At 57.2% G+C, this 22,049-nt stretch carries 24 protein-coding genes and 2 pseudogenes; 16 read left to right on the top strand and 10 right to left on the bottom strand.

Translation table 11 applies throughout. From position 1 onward, the window contains the following. The 3 genes and pseudogenes from AC2AXP_RS14005 to AC2AXP_RS14015 form a co-directional block, all read right to left on the bottom strand. Positions 1–831 (bottom strand): transketolase family protein (locus AC2AXP_RS14005; RefSeq protein WP_484381762.1); only part of this gene is annotated, 831 nt, incomplete at its 3' end. 20 nt (positions 832–851) lie between these two features. Further along, positions 852–1,802 carry a transaldolase gene (gene tal, locus AC2AXP_RS14010; protein ID WP_004960055.1) on the bottom strand — a complete coding sequence of 317 codons (951 nt, stop codon included), beginning with the start codon at positions 1,800–1,802 and terminating at the stop codon, positions 852–854. 387 nt (positions 1,803–2,189) lie between these two features. Then, a pseudogene (locus AC2AXP_RS14015) lies at positions 2,190–2,396 on the bottom strand (RpiB/LacA/LacB family sugar-phosphate isomerase); the annotation flags it as partial. Between AC2AXP_RS14015 and AC2AXP_RS14020 the strand changes: the two are divergent. Next, positions 2,381–2,734: pseudogene (locus AC2AXP_RS14020) on the top strand (sugar-binding domain-containing protein); the annotation flags it as partial. The pseudogenes AC2AXP_RS14015 and AC2AXP_RS14020 sit on opposite strands and share 16 nt — an antisense overlap. Positions 2,735–2,798: 64 nt before the next feature. On the opposite strand, the gene cbp21 reads toward AC2AXP_RS14020, so the two are convergent. Continuing rightward, a complete protein-coding gene (cbp21, locus tag AC2AXP_RS14025; RefSeq protein ID WP_039991854.1) occupies positions 2,799–3,392 on the bottom strand; it encodes a chitin-binding protein/chitosanase CBP21 in 594 nt (197 codons plus the stop codon). A 401-nt stretch (positions 3,393–3,793) separates the two neighbouring features. Between cbp21 and AC2AXP_RS14030 the strand changes: the two genes are divergently transcribed. The 6 genes from AC2AXP_RS14030 to maeB all read left to right on the top strand — a co-directional run bounded on the left by AC2AXP_RS14030 (position 3,794) and on the right by maeB (position 8,690). Beyond that, on the top strand, positions 3,794–4,735 hold the full coding sequence (locus AC2AXP_RS14030) for a LysR family transcriptional regulator (RefSeq protein ID WP_484381763.1): 942 nt from the start codon (positions 3,794–3,796) through the stop codon (positions 4,733–4,735). 259 nt (positions 4,736–4,994) lie between these two features. Continuing rightward, entirely contained in the window at positions 4,995–5,321 is a 327-nt protein-coding gene (locus AC2AXP_RS14035; protein ID WP_088499752.1) for a phage holin, lambda family, read from the top strand. Next, on the top strand, positions 5,311–5,712 hold the full coding sequence (chiX, locus tag AC2AXP_RS14040; RefSeq protein WP_039992619.1) for an L-Ala D-Glu endopeptidase ChiX: 402 nt from the start codon (positions 5,311–5,313) through the stop codon (positions 5,710–5,712). Before AC2AXP_RS14035 ends, chiX begins: the two co-directional genes overlap by 11 nt. Next, entirely contained in the window at positions 5,709–6,089 is a 381-nt protein-coding gene (locus tag AC2AXP_RS14045) for a DUF2570 family protein (RefSeq protein ID WP_273872324.1), read from the top strand. Before chiX ends, AC2AXP_RS14045 begins: the two co-directional genes overlap by 4 nt. After that, positions 5,980–6,243, top strand: a complete 264-nt coding sequence (gene lysC, locus AC2AXP_RS14050) for an Rz1-like lysis system protein LysC (protein ID WP_127913627.1) — start codon at positions 5,980–5,982, stop codon at positions 6,241–6,243. The genes AC2AXP_RS14045 and lysC overlap by 110 nt, the downstream gene beginning before the upstream one ends. A 167-nt stretch (positions 6,244–6,410) precedes the next feature. Next, entirely contained in the window at positions 6,411–8,690 is a 2,280-nt protein-coding gene (maeB, locus tag AC2AXP_RS14055) for an NADP-dependent oxaloacetate-decarboxylating malate dehydrogenase (RefSeq protein WP_004960082.1), read from the top strand. A 54-nt stretch (positions 8,691–8,744) separates the two neighbouring features. Here the strand turns inward: maeB and mmuM are convergent, their stop codons facing one another. Together mmuM and mmuP are read right to left on the bottom strand one after the other, a co-directional pair. Then, positions 8,745–9,686 (bottom strand): homocysteine S-methyltransferase, encoded by a 942-nt coding sequence (gene mmuM / locus AC2AXP_RS14060; RefSeq protein WP_484381764.1) that lies wholly within the window; start codon positions 9,684–9,686, stop codon positions 8,745–8,747. Next, positions 9,676–11,097, bottom strand: a complete 1,422-nt coding sequence (gene mmuP, locus AC2AXP_RS14065; protein ID WP_198773510.1) for an S-methylmethionine permease — start codon at positions 11,095–11,097, stop codon at positions 9,676–9,678. The genes mmuM and mmuP overlap by 11 nt, the downstream gene beginning before the upstream one ends. A gap of 158 nt (positions 11,098–11,255) precedes the next feature. Here mmuP and AC2AXP_RS14070 point away from each other — a divergent pair, with 158 nt between their 5' ends. Further along, positions 11,256–12,104: a ChaN family lipoprotein gene (locus AC2AXP_RS14070; protein ID WP_484381765.1), complete on the top strand. Its 849-nt coding sequence runs from the start codon at positions 11,256–11,258 to the stop codon at positions 12,102–12,104. On the opposite strand, the gene AC2AXP_RS14075 is transcribed toward AC2AXP_RS14070, so the two are convergent. The 3 genes from AC2AXP_RS14075 to amiA form a co-directional block, all read right to left on the bottom strand. Continuing rightward, a complete protein-coding gene (locus tag AC2AXP_RS14075; protein ID WP_198773508.1) occupies positions 12,101–12,550 on the bottom strand; it encodes a YaiI/YqxD family protein in 450 nt (149 codons plus the stop codon). The two genes, AC2AXP_RS14070 and AC2AXP_RS14075, sit on opposite strands and share 4 nt — an antisense overlap. A gap of 2 nt (positions 12,551–12,552) precedes the next feature. Then, entirely contained in the window at positions 12,553–13,470 is a 918-nt protein-coding gene (gene hemF, locus AC2AXP_RS14080; protein WP_273872319.1) for an oxygen-dependent coproporphyrinogen oxidase, read from the bottom strand. 74 nt (positions 13,471–13,544) lie between these two features. Continuing rightward, a complete protein-coding gene (gene amiA, locus AC2AXP_RS14085) occupies positions 13,545–14,435 on the bottom strand; it encodes an N-acetylmuramoyl-L-alanine amidase AmiA (RefSeq protein ID WP_004960100.1) in 891 nt (296 codons plus the stop codon). 181 nt (positions 14,436–14,616) lie between these two features. On the opposite strand from amiA, the gene AC2AXP_RS14090 reads away from it, so the two are divergent. Continuing rightward, a complete protein-coding gene (locus tag AC2AXP_RS14090; RefSeq protein WP_004960106.1) occupies positions 14,617–15,042 on the top strand; it encodes a GNAT family acetyltransferase in 426 nt (141 codons plus the stop codon). A 38-nt stretch (positions 15,043–15,080) separates the two neighbouring features. Here AC2AXP_RS14090 and AC2AXP_RS14095 read toward each other — a convergent pair whose 3' ends face one another. Continuing rightward, complete coding sequence (locus AC2AXP_RS14095; protein ID WP_484381766.1) at positions 15,081–15,479, bottom strand: YgiW/YdeI family stress tolerance OB fold protein; 399 nt, start codon at positions 15,477–15,479, stop codon at positions 15,081–15,083. 172 nt (positions 15,480–15,651) lie between these two features. Between AC2AXP_RS14095 and AC2AXP_RS14100 the strand changes: the two genes are divergently transcribed. From AC2AXP_RS14100 to cysA, 7 genes are all read left to right on the top strand, one after another. After that, on the top strand, positions 15,652–16,113 hold the full coding sequence (locus AC2AXP_RS14100; protein ID WP_039991857.1) for a DUF2919 domain-containing protein: 462 nt from the start codon (positions 15,652–15,654) through the stop codon (positions 16,111–16,113). Between the two features lie 145 nt (positions 16,114–16,258). Further along, complete coding sequence (locus AC2AXP_RS14105; protein ID WP_039991858.1) at positions 16,259–16,843, top strand: RpoE-regulated lipoprotein; 585 nt, start codon at positions 16,259–16,261, stop codon at positions 16,841–16,843. A 202-nt stretch (positions 16,844–17,045) separates the two neighbouring features. Continuing rightward, positions 17,046–17,945, top strand: a complete 900-nt coding sequence (locus AC2AXP_RS14110) for a Dyp-type peroxidase (protein WP_004960116.1) — start codon at positions 17,046–17,048, stop codon at positions 17,943–17,945. A gap of 223 nt (positions 17,946–18,168) precedes the next feature. Continuing rightward, the gene (locus AC2AXP_RS14115; RefSeq protein ID WP_004960118.1) at positions 18,169–19,191 is read left to right on the top strand and encodes a sulfate ABC transporter substrate-binding protein; all 1,023 of its coding nucleotides are present in this window, start codon (positions 18,169–18,171) and stop codon (positions 19,189–19,191) included. A 2-nt stretch (positions 19,192–19,193) separates the two neighbouring features. Further along, positions 19,194–20,027, top strand: coding sequence for a sulfate/thiosulfate ABC transporter permease CysT (gene cysT, locus AC2AXP_RS14120; protein WP_039992621.1), 834 nt, complete (start codon positions 19,194–19,196; stop codon positions 20,025–20,027). After that, positions 20,027–20,902, top strand: a complete 876-nt coding sequence (gene cysW / locus AC2AXP_RS14125; RefSeq protein WP_198773504.1) for a sulfate/thiosulfate ABC transporter permease CysW — start codon at positions 20,027–20,029, stop codon at positions 20,900–20,902. Before cysT ends, cysW begins: the two co-directional genes overlap by 1 nt. Further along, complete coding sequence (cysA, locus tag AC2AXP_RS14130) at positions 20,892–21,980, top strand: sulfate/thiosulfate ABC transporter ATP-binding protein CysA (protein WP_484381767.1); 1,089 nt, start codon at positions 20,892–20,894, stop codon at positions 21,978–21,980. Before cysW ends, cysA begins: the two co-directional genes overlap by 11 nt. Positions 21,981–22,049 lie beyond the last annotated feature (69 nt).

A 22,049-nucleotide genomic window follows, 5' to 3' on the forward strand; every position in this document is an offset into this window, starting at 1 on the left:
CAGCTGTTCGCGGGTGGCGGCCACTTCGGCCTCGCCCAGCGGTGCGCCGTGGGAATCGTGGGTGCCGGCCTTGTTCGGCGAACCGAAGCCAATCACGGTTTTGCACATCAGCAGCGACGGTTTGTCGCTAACGCGGCGGGCTTCTTCAATCGCCGCCTTGATGGCGTCGCTGTCGTGACCGTCGACGCCGCGCACCACGTGCCAGCCGTAGGCTTCAAAGCGCTTGGCGGTGTCGTCGGTGAACCAGCCCTCGACGTGGCCGTCGATGGAGATGCCGTTGTCATCGTAGAAAGCGGTCAGCTTGCCGAGCTTCATGGTGCCGGCCAGCGAACAGACTTCGTGGGAGATGCCTTCCATCATGCAGCCGTCGCCCATGAAGGCGTAGGTGTGGTGGTCAACGATATCGTGGCCCGGTCGGTTGAACTGCGCCGCCAGGGTGCGTTCGGCGATGGCGAAGCCGACGGCGTTGGCAATGCCCTGGCCGAGCGGGCCGGTGGTGGTTTCGACGCCAGGGGTATAGCCGTATTCAGGGTGACCCGGGGTTTTGGAGTGCAGTTGGCGGAAGTTTTCCAGCTCGCTCATCGGCAGGTCATAGCCGGTGAGGTGCAGCAGGCTGTAAATCAACATGGAGCCATGGCCGTTGGACAGCACGAAACGGTCGCGGTCAGCCCAGTGCGGGTTGGTCGGGTTGTGGTTGAGGTAGTCACGCCACAGGACTTCGGCGATATCCGCCATTCCCATAGGGGCACCCGGGTGGCCGGATTTTGCTTTTTGCACGGCGTCCATGCTGAGTGCGCGGATGGCGTTGGCAAGTTCTTTACGCGAAGACATAACAAAGTGCTCCCAAAAAATTACAGTTCAGCGGCCAGCATGTCTTCCAGCTTCTGCTGGTCAACGGCGAACAGGCGAATGCCCTCGGCCAGTTTTTCTACCGCCATGGCATCCTGGTTGTGTAACCAGCGGAATTCCGCTTCTGCCAGCGGGGCAGGTTGGTGGAAGCCTTCGGTAGACGGCGTCAGCATGCGTTCGATCGGCTGGTCGCTGTTTTTCAATTGCTCCAGCAGGTTCGGTGCGATGGTCAGACGATCGCAGCCAGCCAGCGCCAGAATCTGCTCAACCTTGCGGAAGCTGGCGCCCATGATCACGGTCTGATAACGGTGTTGTTTGTAGTATTCATAAATGGTGCGCACGGATTTCACACCAGGATCCTGCTCGGCGTCATAGTCGCTGGCCGGTTGTTTGGCCTGGTACCAATCGTAAATACGGCCAACAAACGGCGAGATCAGGTATACGCCGGCTTCGGCACAGGCACGCGCCTGGGCAAAGGAGAACAGCAGCGTCAGGTTGGTATTGATCCCTTCCTTTTCCAGCTCTTCCGCTGCCTTGATGCCTTCCCAGGTGGAGGCCAGCTTGATCAGAATGCGGGATTTGTCGACGCCCTGTTCCTGATACATGGCAATCAGTTTGCGCGCTTTGGCGACGCACATACCGCGGTCGAACGACAGACGCGCATCCACTTCGGTAGAAATGCGGCCCGGCACGCTTTTCAGGATCTCCACGCCGATATTTACCGCCAGCTTGTCGCAGGCGTTGATCAGTTGCGTTTCTTTATTGCCACCCTGTTGGCGGGCATATTCCAGTGCTTCGGTAATCAGTGGCTTATATTGAGGCAGCGCAGCGGCTTTCAGGATCAGCGAAGGGTTGGTGGTGGCATCTTCCGGTTCGAACTGGCGAATGGATTCGATATCGCCACTGTCGGCAACCACCACGGTCAGCTGCTTGAGTGCGTCTAATTGGTTCATGTATAGCTCCTTGATTTACCCTGCATATTTCGCAACGTAGCGGCATTGGCTACCCGCAGTTCCGAGTCACTGACCGTGTCCGGAAGGCGCTGGTTAGCGTCTTTGCCGTGCCTTGAAAGGTCGGGAGAACCCTGCTTTTCCTGGTCACGGCGTGCCTTGGCGTTATCTGTCGGTTTCCGGTGGGACTTCGCTGGCTGCCTGACTACGTTTCGACGTCATAAGATAGAAATGAGAACGTTTGTCATCATAGGGTGAACACACTGCATCATACGACAGGCAAATAAAATGCGCTTTTTCTGATTGTTGCGATGGATAAGAACAATGAATCCCGAGCAAAGGCAGGCAGGGCGCGGTGGTGCTACACCGGCCTGCATGCCGACAGCGCTTTCAGCGCGAACTGTTTACCTGTTCGTAGTCACCGATTTTAGCCACTTTGGGGGCGGAGCCGCCACCTTCAAATTCTGAATTCAGCCAGGCGTCGACGATACTTTTTGCCAGTTCTACGCCGATCACCCGTGCACCCAACGTGATGATCTGGGCCTCGTTGCTTTTACGCGCGCGCTGCGCGGAATAGGTGTCGTGGCACCGTGGCGCTGGTCGGAATCGGCGATATGAACGAAAACAGCTATATGGTCAAGCTGGGGTGGTTTACGCCACACGAAATTATCGACGCCAGCCTGAACCAGGGCGTGATCGGCGATATTGTCGGTTATGATTTCTTCAATGCGCAGGGGCAGCACGTTGACACGGTAATGAACGATCGGGTGATTGGCCTGAGCATCGACGAACTGCGTAAAATCCCCTGTGTGATTGCCATTGCTGCCGAAAATACCAAAGCGTTGGCAATGCTCGGCGCACTGCGCACCGGCGCAATTGATATCATTGCCAGCAGCGCGCTCAACGTCCGCACCATCCTGAACATGTCGCAATAAGCGGCACGTCCCTGCATAAAAAAAGGGTTCAGCGTCATGCTGAACCCGTCGCCTTTCCAACCGATTATTTGCTCAGATTGACGTCAATCGCCTGATAAAACGCGTTGCCGGTGTCGGCTACGTCCCACACGGCAAGGATGACGTGCGAACCGGTGCGATCTGCAGGTATGTTGCACTGGTGAGTCACCTTGGCCGCCGGGATCGCGCCGCCGTCGTTGAATTGACAGAACGGCGTCAGATCAAACGCGGCACGGGTAAGGGGTTGTGATGCATCCCACCCCTGGCGGGTAATAAAGTAACGCCAGCTGGTGGTGCTGTGGCGTGCGGTCAGATTCCAGGTGAAGGAGTTCGGGCCGCTGTGGAGGTTCAGCTTGTTCCAGCGGGTTGGCGTTTGCTGATCCAGTTCGAAGAAGGTGGATTTGTCGGCGCTGGCAATGTGGCCGTCTGCCGGCCCGCTCTGCGGGAAGCCTTTCAGACCTTCCACGCTCTGCGGTTCATATTGTACGCTGCCGCACTGGGTATTCAGCTGCAGCTTGCACTGATACGAACGGCTGGCTGGCGACTCGACATAACCGTGCGCGCTGGCCTGGTGGGAGGCGCCAAACATCGCTGCGCCAAGCAGGCCAACGGACAGTAGGGTACGGGAAGTTGCGTTCATAATGACTCCTGTTGGAATGTGTTTTAAATTGGGTTTATTTCCACCGGCGGTGTTTTTTGCCATGGACAAATTAAAAAGGCAGATAACTGGCCGGCTTGTTATATTTTTACCATTGGTTAAAAACGGCCAGAGAGGAATGTTTTATACGCTATCAACTGAATTTATTAAGGTGATTTTATTTGCTGGCTGCTTCAAGTTTATTTTATCGGCAAGGTGAGATGATTGGCGCCATGATGAAATTTGTTCACAGAAATAATGAATACTCTTTCAAATGGCGGGGTTGTTAGTGGGGTATATTTCTCGTGATGGTATTTTTGCTTTATTTGAACGATTTTTTGCATGCCAACGCCTTTGGGAATTTAGTGTCATTTTTCTTGTTATTATTTTAAAGAGGAATTTGTATGACTAGATTATCCCTGGATGCGATTAAAATAATCAGCACCATTAAAAGTACCGGTTCGTTCTCGATGGCGGCGGAAGCGTTGCATAAAACGCCGTCTGCCATCTCGTACCGCGTTGCCAATATTGAAAGTAAGCTATGCGTGAAGCTTTTTCATCGCAATGGCCCGATGGTGACGCTGACCGATGAAGGGGAGTTCCTGTTGCAAGAGGGCGGCTGGATATTAAACGCGGTGCAGGATCTGGAAAGTCGCGTCAGAAATATTCCGAAGCTGGACAGTCACATTCGCATCGTGGTGGACAAACTGTTCCCATTGGACACCATCACCCAGGATATCCGCGACTTTATTGGCCATTTTCCCGGCGCCAATATTTCACTGCAACGTGAGGCGCTGAACGGTACCTGGGACGCGCTGAAAGATAACCGCGCCGACCTGATCGTCGCCATTGGCCAAATCCCCGACAGCGTGCAGGCGAAAACGCTGATGCTCGGCAAGCTGAACTTTGTGCTGTGTGTTTCACCCTCGCATCCTTTTGCGGCACAGAAAAAACCGGTCAGCAAGAATCAGCGGCTCAATGATATTGTGGTCACCATCGCCGACAGTAGCCATCAATTGCCAAAACGCAACATCGGCATTTCGCCGTTGCAGCGACAATTGGCGGTGTGTGACGTGGAAAGCAAACTGGCGTTGCTCAAGCGTGGCATCGGGCATGGTTTCCTGCCGCCGACGCTGATCGAAAAAGAGCTGGCCAGCGGTGCATTGGTTGCGGTGCCGGTGGAGGTGCAAAAGGGCGACGAGATGATCTGGCTGGCCTGGCACCCGGCCAGTAAAGGGACCGGGTTCAACTGGTGGCATGAGCGGCTGACGCGTAACAGCGATATCTTCAGTCTGATTGGGCGCGAAGTGGTGCGCGATGGCGGTTACCCTTGGTGCCACAGCTAACCGCAGCGTCAAGATAACTGACCTGATTACGGGCAGGGCGCGGTAATCAATGGCGTTTTGCCCGAAAAGTTAATCGTCAATATCGTTGCGGCATTATTTACCATTATGCCAAGTTGATGTTTTTATACGTTGGTTGTTTTTTATTGTGATATTTTTCGCCAATTATGTCGTTATTAATTCATTTGCGTTGTAAGAGGTTTGTTTATTAGTTTTAACCTATTGGCGGTGGTCGGCGTGTAATAAAAACAGGAGGGGAGCAATGTCCAGCTTAGAGCCAGACGGGGTTAGCTTATTCATTTTACACGTGTGCGAATATTTGCAGCCGGCAATGAATGCCATATTGGCAGGCAGTATGGCGTTATTACAGGGGGCGTATAAAAACGTGGCTGTCCGCCGGCGTTTGTTAAACGCCGGGATGTGCGCATTGCTGGCATGGACGGTACGTGATGCATTGTCATTGGTGGGCTGGGAATTGCAATGGGCGAATATCGCCAGCGTATTAATCGGCTTTCTCGGTGCGGATTATATCAGCGGGTTAATTAAAAAACTGATTGGTAAAAAAACGGGGGTTAAAAATGTTAAGTGAAGCGCAACCGACGCGGTTTTCCGTCCGTAGCGAACAGCGGCTGCAAGATGTTCATGCCGATCTGATTCGCGTTATGCGATTGGCGCTCAATTACTCGCTGGTGCCGTTTGCCATTACCGAAGGGCGGCGCAACATCGAACGGCAGCGTGAGTTGGTGCGCACCGGTAAAAGCCAGACGCTGAACAGCCGCCATCTGACCGGGCATGCGGTGGATGTGGTGGCAATGCCGGCGGGCGTGGTGTCTTGGCAGTGGGACTATTATGCGCAGATCGCCGTGGCGGTACGCCGCGCCGCGCGCGAGTTGGGTATCCAGGTTGAATGGGGCGGCGCCTGGCAATCGCTGAGGGACGGGCCGCATTTCCAACTGGCAGTCAAGGATTATCCGGCATGAGCGGCGGGTGGCAAAAACTGCTGCCGGGTGCGTTGCTGACCCTGTTGTTGCTGGCCGCAGGCCTGTGGGGATACGGCTCGTTGCAGTCGCACCGGTTGGCGCTGGCGCAGCAGCGGTTGGCCGACCAGCGGAAAACCGTGGCGCAGCAGGCGTTGCTTATTACCACGCTGCAAACCCAGGAAGCGCAGAACCGCGCGTTGATGGCGAGGTTGCAGCAGCAGGAGCAGCAGTTGCGCCAGCAAAGCGATAATCATCGGAGGAAATACCGTGAAGCGATTAAACATGATGCCTGCGCTGGCCGCGCTATGCCTGACGCTGTGCTTGAGCTCCTGCGCCCAGCCAACGCCGCCATCCCCGGTGGTGCTGTTGCCCCCTGAGGCGGTGTTTACCCCATGCGAGCAACCGCAGCTGTCGGGCGACACCTGGGGAGAGGCGGTGGATTATACCCTGGCGTTGCAGGCGGCGCTGCGGCTCTGCGCCGGCCGGGTGGCGGCGCTCAATCTGTGGCGTACCGGATTGCCAGCACAATAACCACGGTTTTATTCTGTTTCGTCCTGTGTTACTTGTTTTTAGCCGTTAGAAGAGAATTTCGATCAAGGTTATGGCGCGCTTCAAAGTTTGTGACGATTCTCTCACTATACTGGTTTAGCCAAAAAGTCTTACCTCAACATAAAAGTAAAAAAGCAAAGGAACCCATAATGGACGAACAGCTCAAACAGAGTGCTCTTGATTTCCATCAGTTTCCGGTCCCAGGGAAGATCCAGGTATCGCCAACCAAACCCCTGGCAACGCAACGCGATCTGGCGCTGGCCTATTCGCCGGGCGTCGCCGCACCCTGCCTGGAAATCGCGGCCGATCCACTGGCGGCCTACAAATACACCGCGCGTGGCAATCTGGTGGCGGTGATCTCCAACGGGACGGCGGTGCTGGGGTTGGGCAATATCGGCGCGCTGGCCGGCAAGCCGGTGATGGAAGGCAAGGGCGTGCTGTTCAAGAAGTTTTCCGGCATTGACGTGTTTGACATTGAGGTCGATGAGCTCGATCCCGACAAGCTGATCGACGTGATTGCCGCGTTGGAGCCAACCTTCGGCGGTATTAATCTGGAAGATATCAAAGCGCCGGAATGCTTCTATATCGAGAAGAAACTGCGCGAGCGCATGAAGATCCCGGTCTTCCATGACGATCAGCACGGTACGGCGATCATTACCACCGCGGCGGTGCTTAACGGTTTGCGGGTGGTGAAGAAAAACATTTCCGACGTGCGGCTGGTGGTGTCTGGTGCCGGCGCCGCATCGATCGCCTGCCTCAACCTGCTGGTGGCGCTGGGTCTGCGTCAGCAGAACATCACGGTGTGCGACTCCAAGGGCGTGATTTACAAAGGTCGCGATGCCAAAATGGAAGAAACCAAAGCGGCATATGCGATTGACGACAACGGCCAGCGCACGCTGGCGGACGCTATCCCGAACGCCGACATCTTCCTTGGCTGTTCCGGCCCTGGCGTGCTGACGCAGGAAATGGTGAAGACCATGGCCAGGGATCCGCTGATCATGGCGCTGGCCAACCCGGAACCGGAGATCCTGCCGCCACTGGCCAAGGCGGTACGTCCGGACGCCATCATTTGTACCGGTCGTTCCGACTATCCCAACCAGGTCAATAACGTCCTGTGCTTCCCGTTCATTTTCCGCGGCGCGCTGGACGTTGGCGCGACGACCATCAACGAGGAAATGAAGTTGGCTTGCGTACACGCCATCGCCGATTTGGCGCTGGCTGAACAGAGCGACGTGGTAGCGTCGGCCTATGGCGATCAGGATCTGTCGTTCGGGCCGGAATACATCATTCCCAAACCGTTCGACCCGCGCCTGATCGTCAAGATTGCGCCGGCGGTGGCCAAGGCGGCGATGGAGTCCGGCGTGGCGATGCGGCCGATTGAGGACTTCGATGCCTACGTTGAGAAACTCAGCGAGTTCGTTTACAAAACCAACCTGTTCATGAAGCCGATTTTTTCGCAGGCGAAGAAAGAGGTGAAACGCGTGGTACTGGCGGAGGGCGAGGAAGAGCGCGTACTGCATGCCACCCAGGAGCTGATTTCGCAAGGGTTGGCGTTCCCAATTCTGGTTGGGCGCCCGAGCGTGATCGAAATGCGCTTGAAGAAACTGGGTCTGCAAATGATCCCGGGCAAGGATTTCGAAGTGGTCAACAACGAATCCGATCCGCGCTTCAAGGAATATTGGGGTGAGTACTACCAGATAATGAAACGCCGTGGCGTGTCGCAAGAGCAGGCGCGGCGGGCGGTGATCGGCAACCCGACGCTGATCGCCGCCATTATGCTGCATCGCGGTGAGGCTGACGCGATGATTTGCGGCACCATTGGCAGTTACCATGAACATTATGATGTGGTTAAAAACGTGTTCGGCTTCCGTGAAGGTGCGCACGTCGCCGGGGCGATGAACGCCTTGCTGCTGCCAAGCGGCAACACCTTTATCGCCGATACCTACGTCAATGACGATCCTACGCCGGAGCAGCTGGCGGAAATCACCCTGATGGCGGCAGAAACGGTACGCCGCTTCGGCATTGAACCGAAGGTGGCGCTGTTGTCGCACTCCAGTTTCGGTACCTCCGACTGCCCGGCGGCGCGCAAAATGCGTAAAACGCTGGAACTGGTCAACGCCATGGCGCCGGAGCTGGAAATCGACGGCGAGATGCACGGTGATGCTGCACTGGTGGAAAGCATTCGTCACGATCTGATGCCGGACAGCCCGTTAAAAGGAGCGGCCAATGTGCTGATCATGCCAAACATGGAAGCCGCGCGCATCAGCTACAACCTGCTGCGGGTGTCTTCTTCGGAAGGGGTGACCGTGGGGCCGGTGCTGATGGGGGTTGCCAAGCCGGTGCATATCCTGACGCCTATCGCCTCGGTGCGCCGCATCGTCAATATGGTGGCGCTGGCGGTGGTCGAGGCGCAAACCACGCCATTGTGATAGCACAACGGTGAAGATAACGACGGGGCGAACGGCGGTTTGCCCCGTTTTTTTTTAGCGGCTAGCCAGCTGTTCGGCAATCGCCCGGATATCTTTTGGCGTCGTACGGCAACAGCCGCCGATCAGGCGTGCGCCGATCTGCTGCCAGTCGCCAGCCTGTTCGCTCAGGCTACCGTGCTCGCCGCCACAGGCGTGCCAGGTTTTGCTCACCGCGTCATAATGTTCGCCGGAATTGGGATAGATCAGCAGCGGGAGTGAGGTCAAGGTCGCCAGCGTCTGCAGCGCAGGCGTGACGTTTTCCAGTGCGATGCAGTTGACACCAATCGCCAGTACCTGCGGGTTGTGGTTCAGCAGGGCGATAACCTCGGTCAGCGGCGTACCGTCGCTGAGGTGATGGCTATCGCGCAGCGTAAAGGAGAACCAGGCGCCGAGCGACGGGAAATCACGCAGCAGCGTCAGCAGCGCGTGCAGTTCATCGAACGACGGCAGCGTTTCGCACGCCAGCAGATCGACGCCGGCCTGGGCCAGCGCGGCAATGCGCGGCCGGTGGAAGGCGATCATCTCTGCCGCTGGCAAGCGGTAGTCACCGCGGTATTCCGAGCCGTCGGCAAGAAATGCGCCGTACGGCCCAACCGAACCGGCAATCAGCAGCGGTTCGGCCTGCGGCCGCTGTGCCAGATAATCGCGACGCGCCTGTTGCGCCAGCTGCACGCTTTTGGCAATCAGTGCCAATGATTGTTGTTCATCCAGCCCTCGGCGTAAAAATCCCTGCGGCGTAGCCTGATAGCTGGCGGTGATGGCGCACTGCGCGCCGGCGTTGAAATAGTCCAGATGAACCTGATAAATCAGCTCGGGATTCTCGATCAGCACCTTGGCAGACCACAGCGGATCGCTGAGATCGCAACCGCGGGTTTCCAGCTCGGTGGCCAGCGCGCCGTCTAAAATCAGCGAGCGGCCATCGGCCAGCAGTGGGGCGAGCGGGTTATTAACCGACATGTTCTTCTCCTGCATTCAGTAATGATTTTTTCCCGGCGGCGCGGCGGGTCAGATAGTACCCGCCGTAGCACACGGCGACAAACGGCAAGCCGCAATACAGTGCGATACGCTGCTCGGGGTCAAATGCCAAACCGATGCAGGCCAGCAGACACAGGGTAAAGCCGGCGATTGGCGTCAGCGGATAGCCGGGAGCGCGGTATTTCAGGCCGGAAATCGGTTTGCCGCTGCGTAAATACTCACGGCGGAAAGCGTAATGCGCAGCGCAGATGCTCAGCCAGACGGCCACCACCGCAAAGCCGGAAATGGCCGACAGGGCAACGAACACCGTGTCCGGCGCGATCACGCTGGTCAGCAACGCCAGCACGCCACCGAGCATGCTGAAAGTCAGGGCATTGAACGGAATGCCGCGCCGATTGACGCGTGAAAAATAGGCCGGCAGGGTGCGTTGATTGGCCAATGACCACAGCATGCGGCCAGAGGCGTATAGACCGGAGTTGGCGGCGGACAGGATGGCGGTCAGGATAACGAAGTTGAAAATATCGGCGGCGTAAGGCACGCCAATGCGTTCAAACACCAGCACGAACGGGCTCTTTGCCACGCCGGCCTGCTCCATCGGCAGCAGCGCAGCCAGCACAAATACCGTGCCGATAAAGAACACCATCAGGCGGATCACCGTAGTGCGGATTGCCCATGGCACCACCTTTTCCGGGTTTTCGGTTTCGCCCGCGGCGATGCCGATAAGTTCGGTACCGGAAAAGGCAAAGTTGACGGCCACCATGGTCATCAGGATCGGCAGCGTACCGTTGGGTAACCAGCCTGAGGCGGTCAGATTGTGCAGGAACGGCGCAGGGGTACCGTCCTTCATCGGGATAATGCCGAACAGCGCCGCCCCACCGAGTACGATGAATGCCAAAATAGTGATCACCTTGATCAGCGAAAACCAGAATTCACTTTCGGCAAAAAAGCGGGTCGTCACCACGTTCAGCAAGAAGATGGCAATACAGAATACCAGGCACCACAGCCAGACCGGCGATTGCGGGAACCAGTACTGCATGCAGAAGCCGGCGGCGGTCAGGCTGGAACCGAGTGCCACCGTCCAGGTCAGCCAATACAGCCACGCCACGGTGTAGCCGGTGCCCGGTCCCAGATAGCGGGAGGCGTAAACGTGGAACGCGCCGGTTTCCGGCATGGCAACGGATAGCTCACCGAGACACAGCATCACCAGATAAACCACCAACGCACCGATCATATAGGCCAATAGCGTGCCGAGCGCGCCGGTGGTGGAAATGATATAGCCGGTGTTGAAAAACAGCCCGGTGCCGATCACGCCGCCCAGCGACAGCATCACCAGATGCCGGGCTTTCATGGTGCGTTTGAACTGCCCTTCAGCAGGCGTAGGTGATTGCTTCATATTGTATCCGTATAGACGTCTAAGCAGCTAAATGGCTAATCGTTATACCCGCTCTGCGTAATGAAATCAATGCATAGTGCCCGGGCAAGGGCGGATAGTTGTTTGTAAATGATAATTGTTATCTATAATGGCCGGACGTTTTGCAAAAAGGTGACAAGATGAAATTGTGGGTTTTTGTTGCGGCGCTGATGCTGGCGGCCTGTAGCCATTCACCGGTGAACTCGCCTGCCAGGCCGATTGATGCAGCGGCGCTGCCGGGAAAAATAACCGATTTACACACCGGCCAGAGCTTGACGCCGGCACAGCTGCTGGAGCGGCTGGCGGCGGCGCCGCGATTGATCGTCGGCGAGAAGCACGACAATCCCGATCACCATCGCGTTGAGCTGTGGCTGATACAACGCCTGCCTCAGCAGCGGCCGCAGGGCAGTCTGTTATTGGAGATGATCAATCCCGACCAGCAGGCGCGGGTCGATGCGTTACAGCAGCAATGGCAAAACGGTAAAACGACGTCGCACGACGATTTGCCGGCTCAGTTGGGCTGGAAGGCAGGCTGGCCATGGTCGCAGTATGGCGCATTGGTAACCGCCGCGTTGGCGGCGCCGTATCCGCTGATGTCGGCCAATCTGGATTGCAGTGAAATCATGGCGTTTTATCAGCATCCTCAACTGCCGCCAGGGGTGGTTTCAACCTCGGCGGCAGTGCGCCAGGCGCTGGCGACCACCATCGAGCAGGCACATGGCGGCAAACTTGACGCGCCGCAGTTGCAGGCGATGGTCGCCATCCAGCAACAGCGCGATCGGCGGATGGCGCAACGGTTGCTGGCGGCGCCCACTCCGAGCCTGCTGATTGTCGGTGCCTATCATGCATCAAAAGTGGTGGGGGTGCCGCTGCACATTGAAGATATGCAGCCGGCGGTGAAACCGGCGGTATTGATGCTGGTCGAACCGGGCGCTGAGGTGAGCAAGGCCCACGCGGATTATCAGTGGGTGTTACCGGCTGCGCATTAGCGCCTGGCCTGTACCAGCCATTTATCCAGTTCGTTGGCGAACAGCTGGCGATCGCGCTGGCTCAGGGCATTCGGGCCACCGGTCTGAATGCCGCTGGCGCGCAGGGTATCCATAAAGTCGCGCATGTTAAGCCGCTCGCGAATGGTGTCCGGCGTATAGCGTTCCCCGCGCGGATTCAGCGCTACCGCGCCTTTTTCCACCACTTCAGCCGCCAGCGGGATATCGGCAGTGATCACCAGATCGCCGGCGGCGCAACGGCGGACGATTTCGTTGTCCGCTACGTCAAAACCGGCGGCGACCTGCAACGTGCGCAGGTATTTTGACGGCGGCGTGCGCAGCGGCTGGTTGGCCACCAGCGTGACCAGCGTGGCGGTACGATCGGCTGCACGGAACAGCACTTCTTTGATCACGTTCGGACAGGCGTCCGCATCAACCCAGATCTGCATGTTTATTGCTCCTCCAGCCAGTCGCGTACCGGCAGAAAATCACGGTACAGCGCCGCTTCCGGGCTCTCTTCCGCCGGTTGGTAGTTGTATTCCCAGCGTACCAGTGGCGGCATTGACATCAAAATGGATTCGGTACGGCCGCCGGTTTGCAGGCCAAACAGCGTGCCGCGGTCCCACACCAGATTGAATTCGACGTAACGGCCACGGCGATAGAGTTGGAACTGGCGCTCCTGCTCGCCCCAGGCCATAGACTTGCGTCTGGCGACGATCGGCAGGTAGGCGTCGAGGAAGCCGTCGCCGACCGCGCGGGTAAAGGCGAAACAGTGGTCGAAATCCGGCGTATTCAGATCGTCATAGAACAGTCCGCCGATGCCGCGCGCTTCATTCCGGTGCTTGATAAAGAAATAATCGTCGCACCATTTTTTGTATTGCGGATAAACCTGCTCGCCGAACGGAGCGCACAGCTGCTGGGCGGTGCGGTGCCAGTGCACCGCGTCCTCTTTGAAGCCGTAATAGGGCGTCAGGTCAAAACCGCCGCCAAACCACCAGACCGGCGCTTCGCCCGGCTTTTCGGCGATGAAAAAACGCACGTTGGCATGACTGGTGGGAATATAGGGGTTGAGCGGATGGATCACCAGCGACACGCCCATCGCCTGGAAGCTGCGGCCGGCCAGTTCGGGGCGATGCGCGGTGGCGGAAGCCGGCAACATTGCGCCGGAAACGTGTGAAAAGTTCACCCCGGCCTGTTCGAACACCGCACCGTTGGTCAGCACCCGGCTACGGCCGCCACCGCCTTCTGCCCGTGTCCAGCGGTCTTCAGTAAACTCGGCGCCGCCGTCGGCCTGCGCCAATTGCTGGCAAATGCGCTCTTGCAGTGCCAGCAGGAAGGATTTTACTTCAGCGATGTCAGGTAAACTCATAGGGGGTGTTCACAGCCTTATACCAATTCCGATAAGCCGCCAAGTATACCCGCAATTCGCCGCGCTGGCAGCGCCTAGCGAGGTTTAGGCTGGTGGGCGTCGTAATATTCGAAGAAATTGACGATGCCATCGGCAATGGCGCGGGCGATTTTTTCGCGGAATGCGTGGGTGCCCAGCAGACGCTCTTCCTCGGGATTGGTGATAAAGGAGGTTTCCACCAGGATCGACGGTATTGATGGCGATTTCAATACTGCAAACGCCGCCTGCTCGGTGCTTGGGCTGTGTAAATGGTGTACCGGGCGAATCTGCCCCAGCACATGGCGGCCAAGCGTCAGGCTGTTATTGATGGTATCGGTCTGTACCAGATCAAACAGCACCTGCTGTAGATAATTATCCTGTTGCCGATACTTGCCGCCGGCGACCTCATCGGCGGCGTTTTCGCGTTTCGACAGGTAGCGGGCCATTGCGCTGCTGGCGCCGCGGTTGGAGAGCGCAAACACCGAGGCACCGCTGGCGCTGGGGCTGGTGAAGCCGTCGGCATGGATGGAAATGAACAGGTCGGCCTGATGTTGATGGGCAATCTCCACCCGTTGATACAGCGGAATAAATTCATCCTCTTCCCGCGTCAGACGCGCGTCGAGCTGGCGATGCTGCAGGAAACGGCGTACGTGATTGGCTATCTCCAGCACCACGTGTTTTTCCTGCGAACCTTCGTGCCCCACCGCGCCGGAGTCAATGCCGCCGTGGCCGGGGTCGATCATCACCAGCCGTTTACTGCCGGGCGCTTTGGCTGCCGGTTTGCCGTGCGCATTGTGCCGCAGCGCAGCGGGGGAGCCCGCGGCTTGGCTGGCGTGAGGTTTAGCACCCACCAACGCCAGCGCCAAACCGGAAAGCAACAGTTGGCGGCGAGTCGGGGAAACGGCTAACGGTTTAAAATGCCGAAAAGGATTCATCCTATTTTTCATTACGTTGCGCTCCTTCGAAGGGATAGTTTTGCAACGTTATATCGTATTAAAATGCGTTTATCGACTTGATAACTATTTCCATTTATTAACATTGTTACCGCGAATTATCAGTTTGATATTGCGTAAGTGAATAATCACGCGATAATCAGATAAACATCTTAATTAACAGCGGCGAACAACGATGGAAATTCGCGTATTTCGACAAGACGACTTTGAAGAAGTCATCACTCTCTGGGAGCGGTGTGATTTGCTGCGGCCATGGAACGATCCGGAAATGGATATCGAGCGCAAGCTGCATCATGACGCCGACCTGTTTTTGGTGGCAGAAGTGGGCGGTGAAGTCGTGGGATCGGTGATGGGAGGGTATGACGGCCATCGTGGTTCTGCCTATTACCTCGGCGTGCATCCCGACTACCGTGGGCGCGGCATTGCCAATGCGCTGATCAACCGGTTGGAAAAGAAACTGATGGCGCGCGGTTGCCCGAAGATTCAGCTGATGGTGCGTGAAGATAACGATACCGTGATCGAAATGTACGAAAAGCTGGGCTATGAGATCCAGGGCATTACCAGCCTGGGTAAACGGCTGATTGAAGATCAGGAATATTGAGGGGATGCGGGCGGATTAGCCACCGCCCGCCGCAACGATTACCGTATTTTCTTCAGGCTTTTCACGTCGACTTCGACGTTGCTCCAGTCTTTGTCCACTTTCCCTTCCAACTGAACTTTATCTTGCGGGGTGATGGTTTGACCGTTCCAGCGTTTGTTGTCGATCTCGACAGTCAGCGTGCCGCTGGCATCGCGGAAGGTGTAGGTGTCGTCGCCGACGCGTTGTTCAATGTTGCCTTGCAACATCACCCAGGTGTCGTCGCTCATTGATTTCACTTTATCCACCGTGGTCAGCGCCGCGCTTGGGCCAGAAAAGCCGCCTTGCTGGCTGACCGTCGTCTGGGTTTGCTGTGCACCTGGGCCGCTGAAACCACCTTGTTGTGCCAGTACCGGGGTGCTGCACAGGGCGAACAATGCCGCCAGAGTCAGTTTTTTCATCGTTAAGCTTCCTTATCTTGGTCAGTGAATCATTAACCCCGAGCACCGGGGTTGCTTGCTTAGTGGGTTAATTAAAGCACATGGATATTAAGAGCTTCTTAAGCCTGCTCATTGAAAAGCTAAAACAGTGCACCCATCTGTGGAGAATAGACGTATTAACAAGGAAGCGGCAGTGAAGTCAGCCCCGATATTTTCCCCCGACGATTACGATCAGCACGGCCTGCTGCGGTTGCCGCTGTGGTTTTGGGGGGTGTTGATCCTGCAGGCACGTACCTGGCTGCTGTTTGTGATGGCTGGCGCGTCACGCCAGCAGGGAGAGAGCATGTTGCAACTGTTCTATCCCGACACCCAACGCTTTTGGTACGGCATCGCACTGGGGCTGCCGGCGGCGCTGGCATTTTTGCTGAGTGGGCGACGCGCGCAGTGGCCACGGCTGTGGCGTAGCTGGCGTTGGGTATTGATGGCGTCGTTGTTGGCAGCGCTGGGCGGCTCGCTGACAGGCGTCTGGCAGCAGGACGGTAATGCGCCGGGGCTGGACGGCATGCTGGCGTTGTTGGACGTGCTGGCGTTCGCCTACCTGCTGCTGAATGTTCGGTTGAAGGCCTGCTTCGCGCCTGGCGTTGAGCGCGACTGATCTATCGCTTTGCGGCACTTTTCGCATTTTACATACTCCAAGCTGGCAACCGATGGCGAAGTGCGAGCAGTTGTGAGAGGCTGATTGGCAGCACGACGCTTATAAATTGAACCGGCCTATGCCATTAAAGTTAAGGAATTATGAGATGAATATTCGCCCACTGATATTAGGGCTGCCGCTGATCCTGACCGGCTGTTCGACGATGTCCAATTTCTCATGGTCGAGCCTGTCGCCTCTTAACTGGTTTGGCAGCAGCCTTGAAGTGAGCGGCAAGGGCGTTGGCGAGATCAATGCCGGCACGCCGATGTCGGAAAGCGCAGTCAATGACGGCCTGAACGGCGACTATCGTCTGCGCAGCGGCATGGGAACCAGCAACGGGCAGATCGTCGCGTTCTATCAGGCAATGGACGGCGATGACATCAAACTGGTGATCAGCGGCGAACCGAAAGGGCACGTACAGCGCGTTGACATCATGGATCCTGAAGTTGCCACCGAATGGGGCAGCAAGCTCGGCACGCCGTTCAGCGATATGTACAGCAAGGCCTTCGGTGCCTGTAAACCTGCTACCGGGGATGACGCCGGCAACGTGGAGTGCGTCGCCAGCCAAAGCAAATACGTGACGTACATTTTCAGTGGTAAATGGGCCGGACCGCAGGACATCATCCCGCCTGATGACACCTTGAAAAGCTGGACGGTCAGCAAAATCATCTGGCACGCCAAAGCGCAATAATGCCACCCTGTCGCCCGCCGGGTAAGGCGGGCCTCGCCGATTTTCTTTGCGTTCGGGCAAGGTAATCGAGTCAGCTTACGGTATGATAACCGGGTGTATGTCCACCGTCGTTGCAGTTGCAGCCAGCAACGCAGTCATTCAGTAACCGGCATCTGCGCGTGGGGCGTAGCCGGGCACCCGATCAAGGAATAAGGAAAACAACATGACACAGGTTCAGAGCGGCATCCTGCTGGAACATTGCCGTTTTGCCATTTATATGGAAGCCATGGTTCAGGGCGAGTTCGCCGATTTGCGTCAGGGCTGCAAACAGTTTTGTCAGACGCTGAGCGAACTGCAACAGCAATTCCCCGACGCGCGCCTGGGGGCGGTAATCGCCTTTGGTTATGACGTTTGGCACGATCTTTCCAGCGGTCAGGGTGCGGCGGAACTGAAGCCTTTCACTGCGCTGGGCAAAGGCCTGGCACCGGCCACGCAGCGCGACCTGCTGATCCATATCCAGTCCCTGCGTCATGATGTCAACTTCACGCTGGCGCAGGCGGCGCTGGCGGCGTTCGGCAACACTATCCGGATCGAAGAAGAAACCCACGGTTTCCGCTGGGTTGAAGAACGCGATCTGAGCGGTTTTATCGACGGCACCGAAAACCCGCAGGGCGAACAGCGCGCCGAAGTAGCGGCAATCGCCGAAGGCGATCCGGACGCCGGCGGCAGCTACGTGCTGGTACAGCGTTACGAACACAATCTGCGCCAATGGTCGCGTTTCACCACCGAACAGCAACAACAGATCATCGGCCGCACCAAGCATGACAGCGAAGAGCTGCCGCCGGAGGCGCGCCCTGACACTTCGCACGTCAGTCGCGTCGATCTGAAAGAAGACGGCAAAGGCCTGAAAATCCTGCGCCAGAGCCTGCCATACGGTACCGCCAGCGGCAAACACGGCCTGTATTTCATCGCCTATTGCGCGCGCTTGCACAATATCGAAAAGCAGTTGCTGAGCATGTTCGGCGAACTGGACGGCAAGCGTGATGCGATGCTGCGTTTCAGCCGTGCGGTGACCGGCAGTTATTACTTTGCCCCTTCACTGACGCGTTTACTGTCACTTTAAGGCCGCTTCTCTGTTGATAGCCGCCGTCTCGCCGCGGGGCCGCATTTGCCGGCGACGTGGCGAACCCCGCCAGCGCGCCGCGCTGCCCCTGCCTTATAGCATTTGATGCTTGAAAATCACTAAACGGTATATAAAAGCGTTACAGGTCTGCACCAAGTTATAAATACACTGGTCATCATCAGGGCGAAGCCCGACGGAATGACTCAGTTAGCGAAGGTGCAGAATGAAACAAACGCGGGTTAAAAATCTCATGCTGAAAGGTTGGCTGGCCGCTGCGCTGTTGGCCAGCGGTACCGTTTCGGCCGCTGAATTACTCAACAGCTCCTATGACGTTTCCCGCGAACTGTTCACCGCGTTGAATCCTGGCTTCGAGCAGCTGTGGAACCAGCAGCATCCCAACGATAAACTGACCATCAAACAGTCGCATGCCGGCTCGTCCAAGCAGGCGCTGGCCATTCTGCAAGGCTTGCGCGCCGATGTGGTGACCTATAATCAGGTTACCGACGTGCAGATCCTGCACGATCGCGGCAAGTTGATCCCGGCCGACTGGCAGGCGCGTCTGCCGAACAACAGCTCTCCTTTCTATTCCACCATGGCGTTCCTGGTGCGCAAGGACAACCCAAAAGGTATCCACAGCTGGGACGACCTGGTGCGTGATGATGTCAAATTGGTGTTCCCGAATCCGAAAACCTCCGGCAATGGCCGCTATACCTATCTGGCCGCCTGGGGCGCTGCCAGCCAGGCTGACGGCAACGATCAGACCAAAACCCGTCAGTTTATGACCCGCTTTCTGAAAAATGTGGTGGTGTTCGATACCGGCGGCCGTGGCGCCACGACCACCTTCGTCGAACGCGGTCTGGGCGACGTGCTGATAAGCTTTGAATCCGAAGTTAACAATATCCGCCAACAGTACGGCGAAGATAAATATCAGGTGATCGTACCACCGGTGGATATTCTGGCCGAGTTCCCGGTGGCGTGGGTCGATAAAAACGTCGAGCGCAACGGCACGGCGCAGGCGGCCAAAGATTATCTGAACTACCTGTATAGCCCGGCCGCACAGCAGGTGATCACCAGTTTCTATTACCGGGTTTATGACCAGCAGGCGATGGATGCCGCCAAAGACAAGTTCCCGGCGACCAAACTGTTCCGCGTCGAAGATCAGTTCGGCGGCTGGCCACAGGTGATGAAAACGCACTTCTCGACCGGCGGTGAGCTGGATCGGCTATTAGCAGCAGGGCATAAGTAATGTTGTCGTCGTTGTCCAGTAAACGGGTACTGCCCGGATTTGGTTTGAGCCTGGGAAGCAGCCTGTTTTATACCTGTCTGATCCTGCTGCTGCCACTGAGCGCGCTGGTAATGCAACTGGCGCAGATGAGCCTGGCGCAATATTGGCAGGTGATCTCCAACCCGCAGGTAGTGGCGGCGTATAAGGTCACGCTGCTGGCGGCAGGCGTTGCCAGCGTATTCAACGCGGTGTTCGGCATGCTGATGGCCTGGATCCTGACCCGCTACCGTTTCCCTGGCCGCACGCTGCTGGACGGTCTGATCGACCTGCCGTTCGCCTTGCCGACGGCGGTGGCCGGCCTGACGTTGGCTGGGCTGTTTTCTACCACCGGTTGGTACGGACAGTGGCTGGCGCATTTTGATATCAAGGTGACGTTTACCTGGCTGGGTATCGCCGTTGCCATGGCCTTTACCAGCCTGCCATTCGTGGTGCGCACCGTGCAACCGGTGCTTGAGGAACTGGGACCAGAATACGAAGAGGCGGCTGAAACCCTTGGTGCAACCCGCTGGCAGAGCTTTCGCCGCGTGGTGTTGCCGGAAGTGGCGCCAGCGCTGTTGGCCGGTACGGCGATTTCCTTCACCCGCAGTCTGGGGGAGTTCGGTGCGGTGATCTTCATTGCCGGCAACATCGCGTGGAAAACCGAAGTGACCTCGCTGATGATCTTCGTCCGACTGCAAGAGTTCGATTACCCGGCGGCGAGCGCGATTGCCTCCGTGATTCTGGCGGCGTCGCTACTGTTGCTGTTTAGCATCAACACCGTGCAAAGCCGCTTTGGCAAACGCATTGGGGGGCACTAATGGCTGACATCTCTGCCTTCAACGGCGTTGAGCGCCCGCGGGTGAACTGGGGCAAGTGGACACTGATCGCCATCGGCGCACTGTTCTCGCTGCTGCTGTTGGTGATCCCGATGATTTCCATCTTTGCCAGCGCCTTTTCCGAGGGCTTTGGCGAAATGTGGCGCAATCTGGTCGAGCCGGACATGCTGCACGCCATTTGGCTGACGGTATTGATTGCGCTGATTACCGTGCCGGTAAACCTGATTTTTGGCACCTTGCTGGCCTGGCTGGTAACGCGTTTTACCTTCCCGGGCCGCCAGCTGTTATTGACGCTGATCGATATTCCGTTTGCCGTGTCACCGGTGGTGGCGGGGCTGATTTATCTGCTGTTTTACGGCAGCAATGGCCTGCTGGGTGGTTGGCTGGATGCGCACGATATCCAACTGATGTTTTCCTGGCCCGGCATGGTGCTGGTGACGGTGTTCGTGACCTGTCCGTTTGTGGTGCGCGAGCTGGTGCCGATGATGCTTAGCCAGGGCAGCCAGGAAGACGAAGCGGCGATCCTGCTTGGTGCTTCCGGCTGGCAGATGTTCCGCCGGGTGACGCTGCCGAACATTCGCTGGGCGCTACTGTACGGCGTGGTATTGACCAACGCTCGCGCCATCGGCGAATTTGGCGCGGTGTCGGTGGTATCTGGTTCGATTCGCGGTGAAACCTATAGCCTGCCGTTGCAGGTGGAATTACTGCAACAGGATTACAACACCGTCGGTTCTTTCACCGCCGCCGCGCTGTTGACCATCATGGCGATAGTGACCCTATTTTTGAAAAGCGCTCTGCAATGGCGTCTGGAACGACAGAACGCACGTCTTGAGCGGGAGGAAAATCATGAGCATTGAGATTAACAATATCAACAAGTATTTCGGGCGTACCAAGGTACTGAACGACATCTCGCTCGATATCCCTTCCGGTGAGATGGTGGCGCTGTTGGGGCCATCGGGCTCCGGCAAAACCACGTTACTGCGTATTATCGCCGGGCTGGAAAGTCAGAGCGGCGGGACGCTGGGTTTCCACGGCACCGATGTTAGCCGGGTACACGCCCGCGATCGTCGCGTCGGCTTTGTCTTCCAGCATTATGCGTTGTTCCGCCATATGACGGTATTCGACAACATCGCCTTTGGTCTGACGGTGCTGCCGCGCCGCGAGCGGCCCAACGCGGCGGTAATCAGGCAAAAAGTGGAACAGCTGCTGGAAATGGTGCAGTTGGCGCATCTGGCCAACCGTTATCCGTCGCAGCTGTCCGGCGGCCAGAAGCAACGCGTGGCGTTGGCGCGCGCGTTGGCCGTAGAGCCACAGATTTTACTGTTGGACGAACCGTTCGGCGCGCTGGACGCGCAGGTACGCAAAGAACTGCGTCGCTGGCTACGTCAATTGCATGAAGAGTTGAAGTTCACCAGCGTGTTCGTGACGCACGATCAGGAAGAGGCGATGGAAGTCGCCGATCGCATCGTGGTGATGAGCCAGGGTAATATCGAACAGGTCGGTTCGCCGGAACAAATCATGCGTGAACCGGCCAGCCGCTTTGTGCTGGAATTTATGGGCGAGGTCAATCGCCTGAATGGCGAGATCCGCGGTTCTCAGCTGTTTGTCGGCGCACACCAGTGGCCGTTGGCGTTCCAGCCGATGCATCAGGGCAGTGTCGAGCTGTTCTTGCGTCCGTGGGAAATGGAAGTCAGCAGCGAAAGCAGCGCCCGTTGCCCGCTGCCGGTGCAGGTGTTGGAAGTCAGCCCGCGTGGCCACTTCTGGCAATTGACGGTACAGCCGATTGGCTGGCATCAGGATCCGATTACCGTGGTACTGGCAGAAGGCAATGAAACCCCGGTGCGCGGCGGTCGTTACTATGTCGGTAGCCTGAATGCGCGTCTGTATGCCGGCGATCATCTGCTTCAGCCTGTTGCATTAGCCAAAAGCGCCTGATAATTTTTAGCAGCCAATAAATATTATCCAGAGGCAACCCACGGGTTGCCTTTTTACATTACGCAACGC

The organism is Serratia sp. Sp408 (genome assembly GCF_057180665.1).

Coding starts and splice junctions, on each gene's coding strand:
- tal (WP_004960055.1), bottom strand. CDS start 1,802: ATGAACCAATTAGACGCACTCAAGCAGCTGACCGTGGTGGTTGCCGAC.
- cbp21 (WP_039991854.1), bottom strand. CDS start 3,392: ATGAACGCAACTTCCCGTACCCTACTGTCCGTTGGCCTGCTTGGCGCA.
- AC2AXP_RS14030 (WP_484381763.1), top strand. CDS start 3,794: ATGACTAGATTATCCCTGGATGCGATTAAAATAATCAGCACCATTAAA.
- AC2AXP_RS14035 (WP_088499752.1), top strand. CDS start 4,995: ATGTCCAGCTTAGAGCCAGACGGGGTTAGCTTATTCATTTTACACGTG.
- chiX (WP_039992619.1), top strand. CDS start 5,311: ATGTTAAGTGAAGCGCAACCGACGCGGTTTTCCGTCCGTAGCGAACAG.
- AC2AXP_RS14045 (WP_273872324.1), top strand. CDS start 5,709: ATGAGCGGCGGGTGGCAAAAACTGCTGCCGGGTGCGTTGCTGACCCTG.
- maeB (WP_004960082.1), top strand. CDS start 6,411: ATGGACGAACAGCTCAAACAGAGTGCTCTTGATTTCCATCAGTTTCCG.
- mmuM (WP_484381764.1), bottom strand. CDS start 9,686: ATGTCGGTTAATAACCCGCTCGCCCCACTGCTGGCCGATGGCCGCTCG.
- mmuP (WP_198773510.1), bottom strand. CDS start 11,097: ATGAAGCAATCACCTACGCCTGCTGAAGGGCAGTTCAAACGCACCATG.
- AC2AXP_RS14070 (WP_484381765.1), top strand. CDS start 11,256: ATGAAATTGTGGGTTTTTGTTGCGGCGCTGATGCTGGCGGCCTGTAGC.
- AC2AXP_RS14075 (WP_198773508.1), bottom strand. CDS start 12,550: ATGCAGATCTGGGTTGATGCGGACGCCTGTCCGAACGTGATCAAAGAA.
- hemF (WP_273872319.1), bottom strand. CDS start 13,470: ATGAGTTTACCTGACATCGCTGAAGTAAAATCCTTCCTGCTGGCACTG.
- amiA (WP_004960100.1), bottom strand. CDS start 14,435: ATGAAAAATAGGATGAATCCTTTTCGGCATTTTAAACCGTTAGCCGTT.
- AC2AXP_RS14090 (WP_004960106.1), top strand. CDS start 14,617: ATGGAAATTCGCGTATTTCGACAAGACGACTTTGAAGAAGTCATCACT.
- AC2AXP_RS14095 (WP_484381766.1), bottom strand. CDS start 15,479: ATGAAAAAACTGACTCTGGCGGCATTGTTCGCCCTGTGCAGCACCCCG.
- AC2AXP_RS14105 (WP_039991858.1), top strand. CDS start 16,259: ATGAATATTCGCCCACTGATATTAGGGCTGCCGCTGATCCTGACCGGC.
- AC2AXP_RS14110 (WP_004960116.1), top strand. CDS start 17,046: ATGACACAGGTTCAGAGCGGCATCCTGCTGGAACATTGCCGTTTTGCC.
- AC2AXP_RS14115 (WP_004960118.1), top strand. CDS start 18,169: ATGAAACAAACGCGGGTTAAAAATCTCATGCTGAAAGGTTGGCTGGCC.
- cysW (WP_198773504.1), top strand. CDS start 20,027: ATGGCTGACATCTCTGCCTTCAACGGCGTTGAGCGCCCGCGGGTGAAC.
- cysA (WP_484381767.1), top strand. CDS start 20,892: ATGAGCATTGAGATTAACAATATCAACAAGTATTTCGGGCGTACCAAG.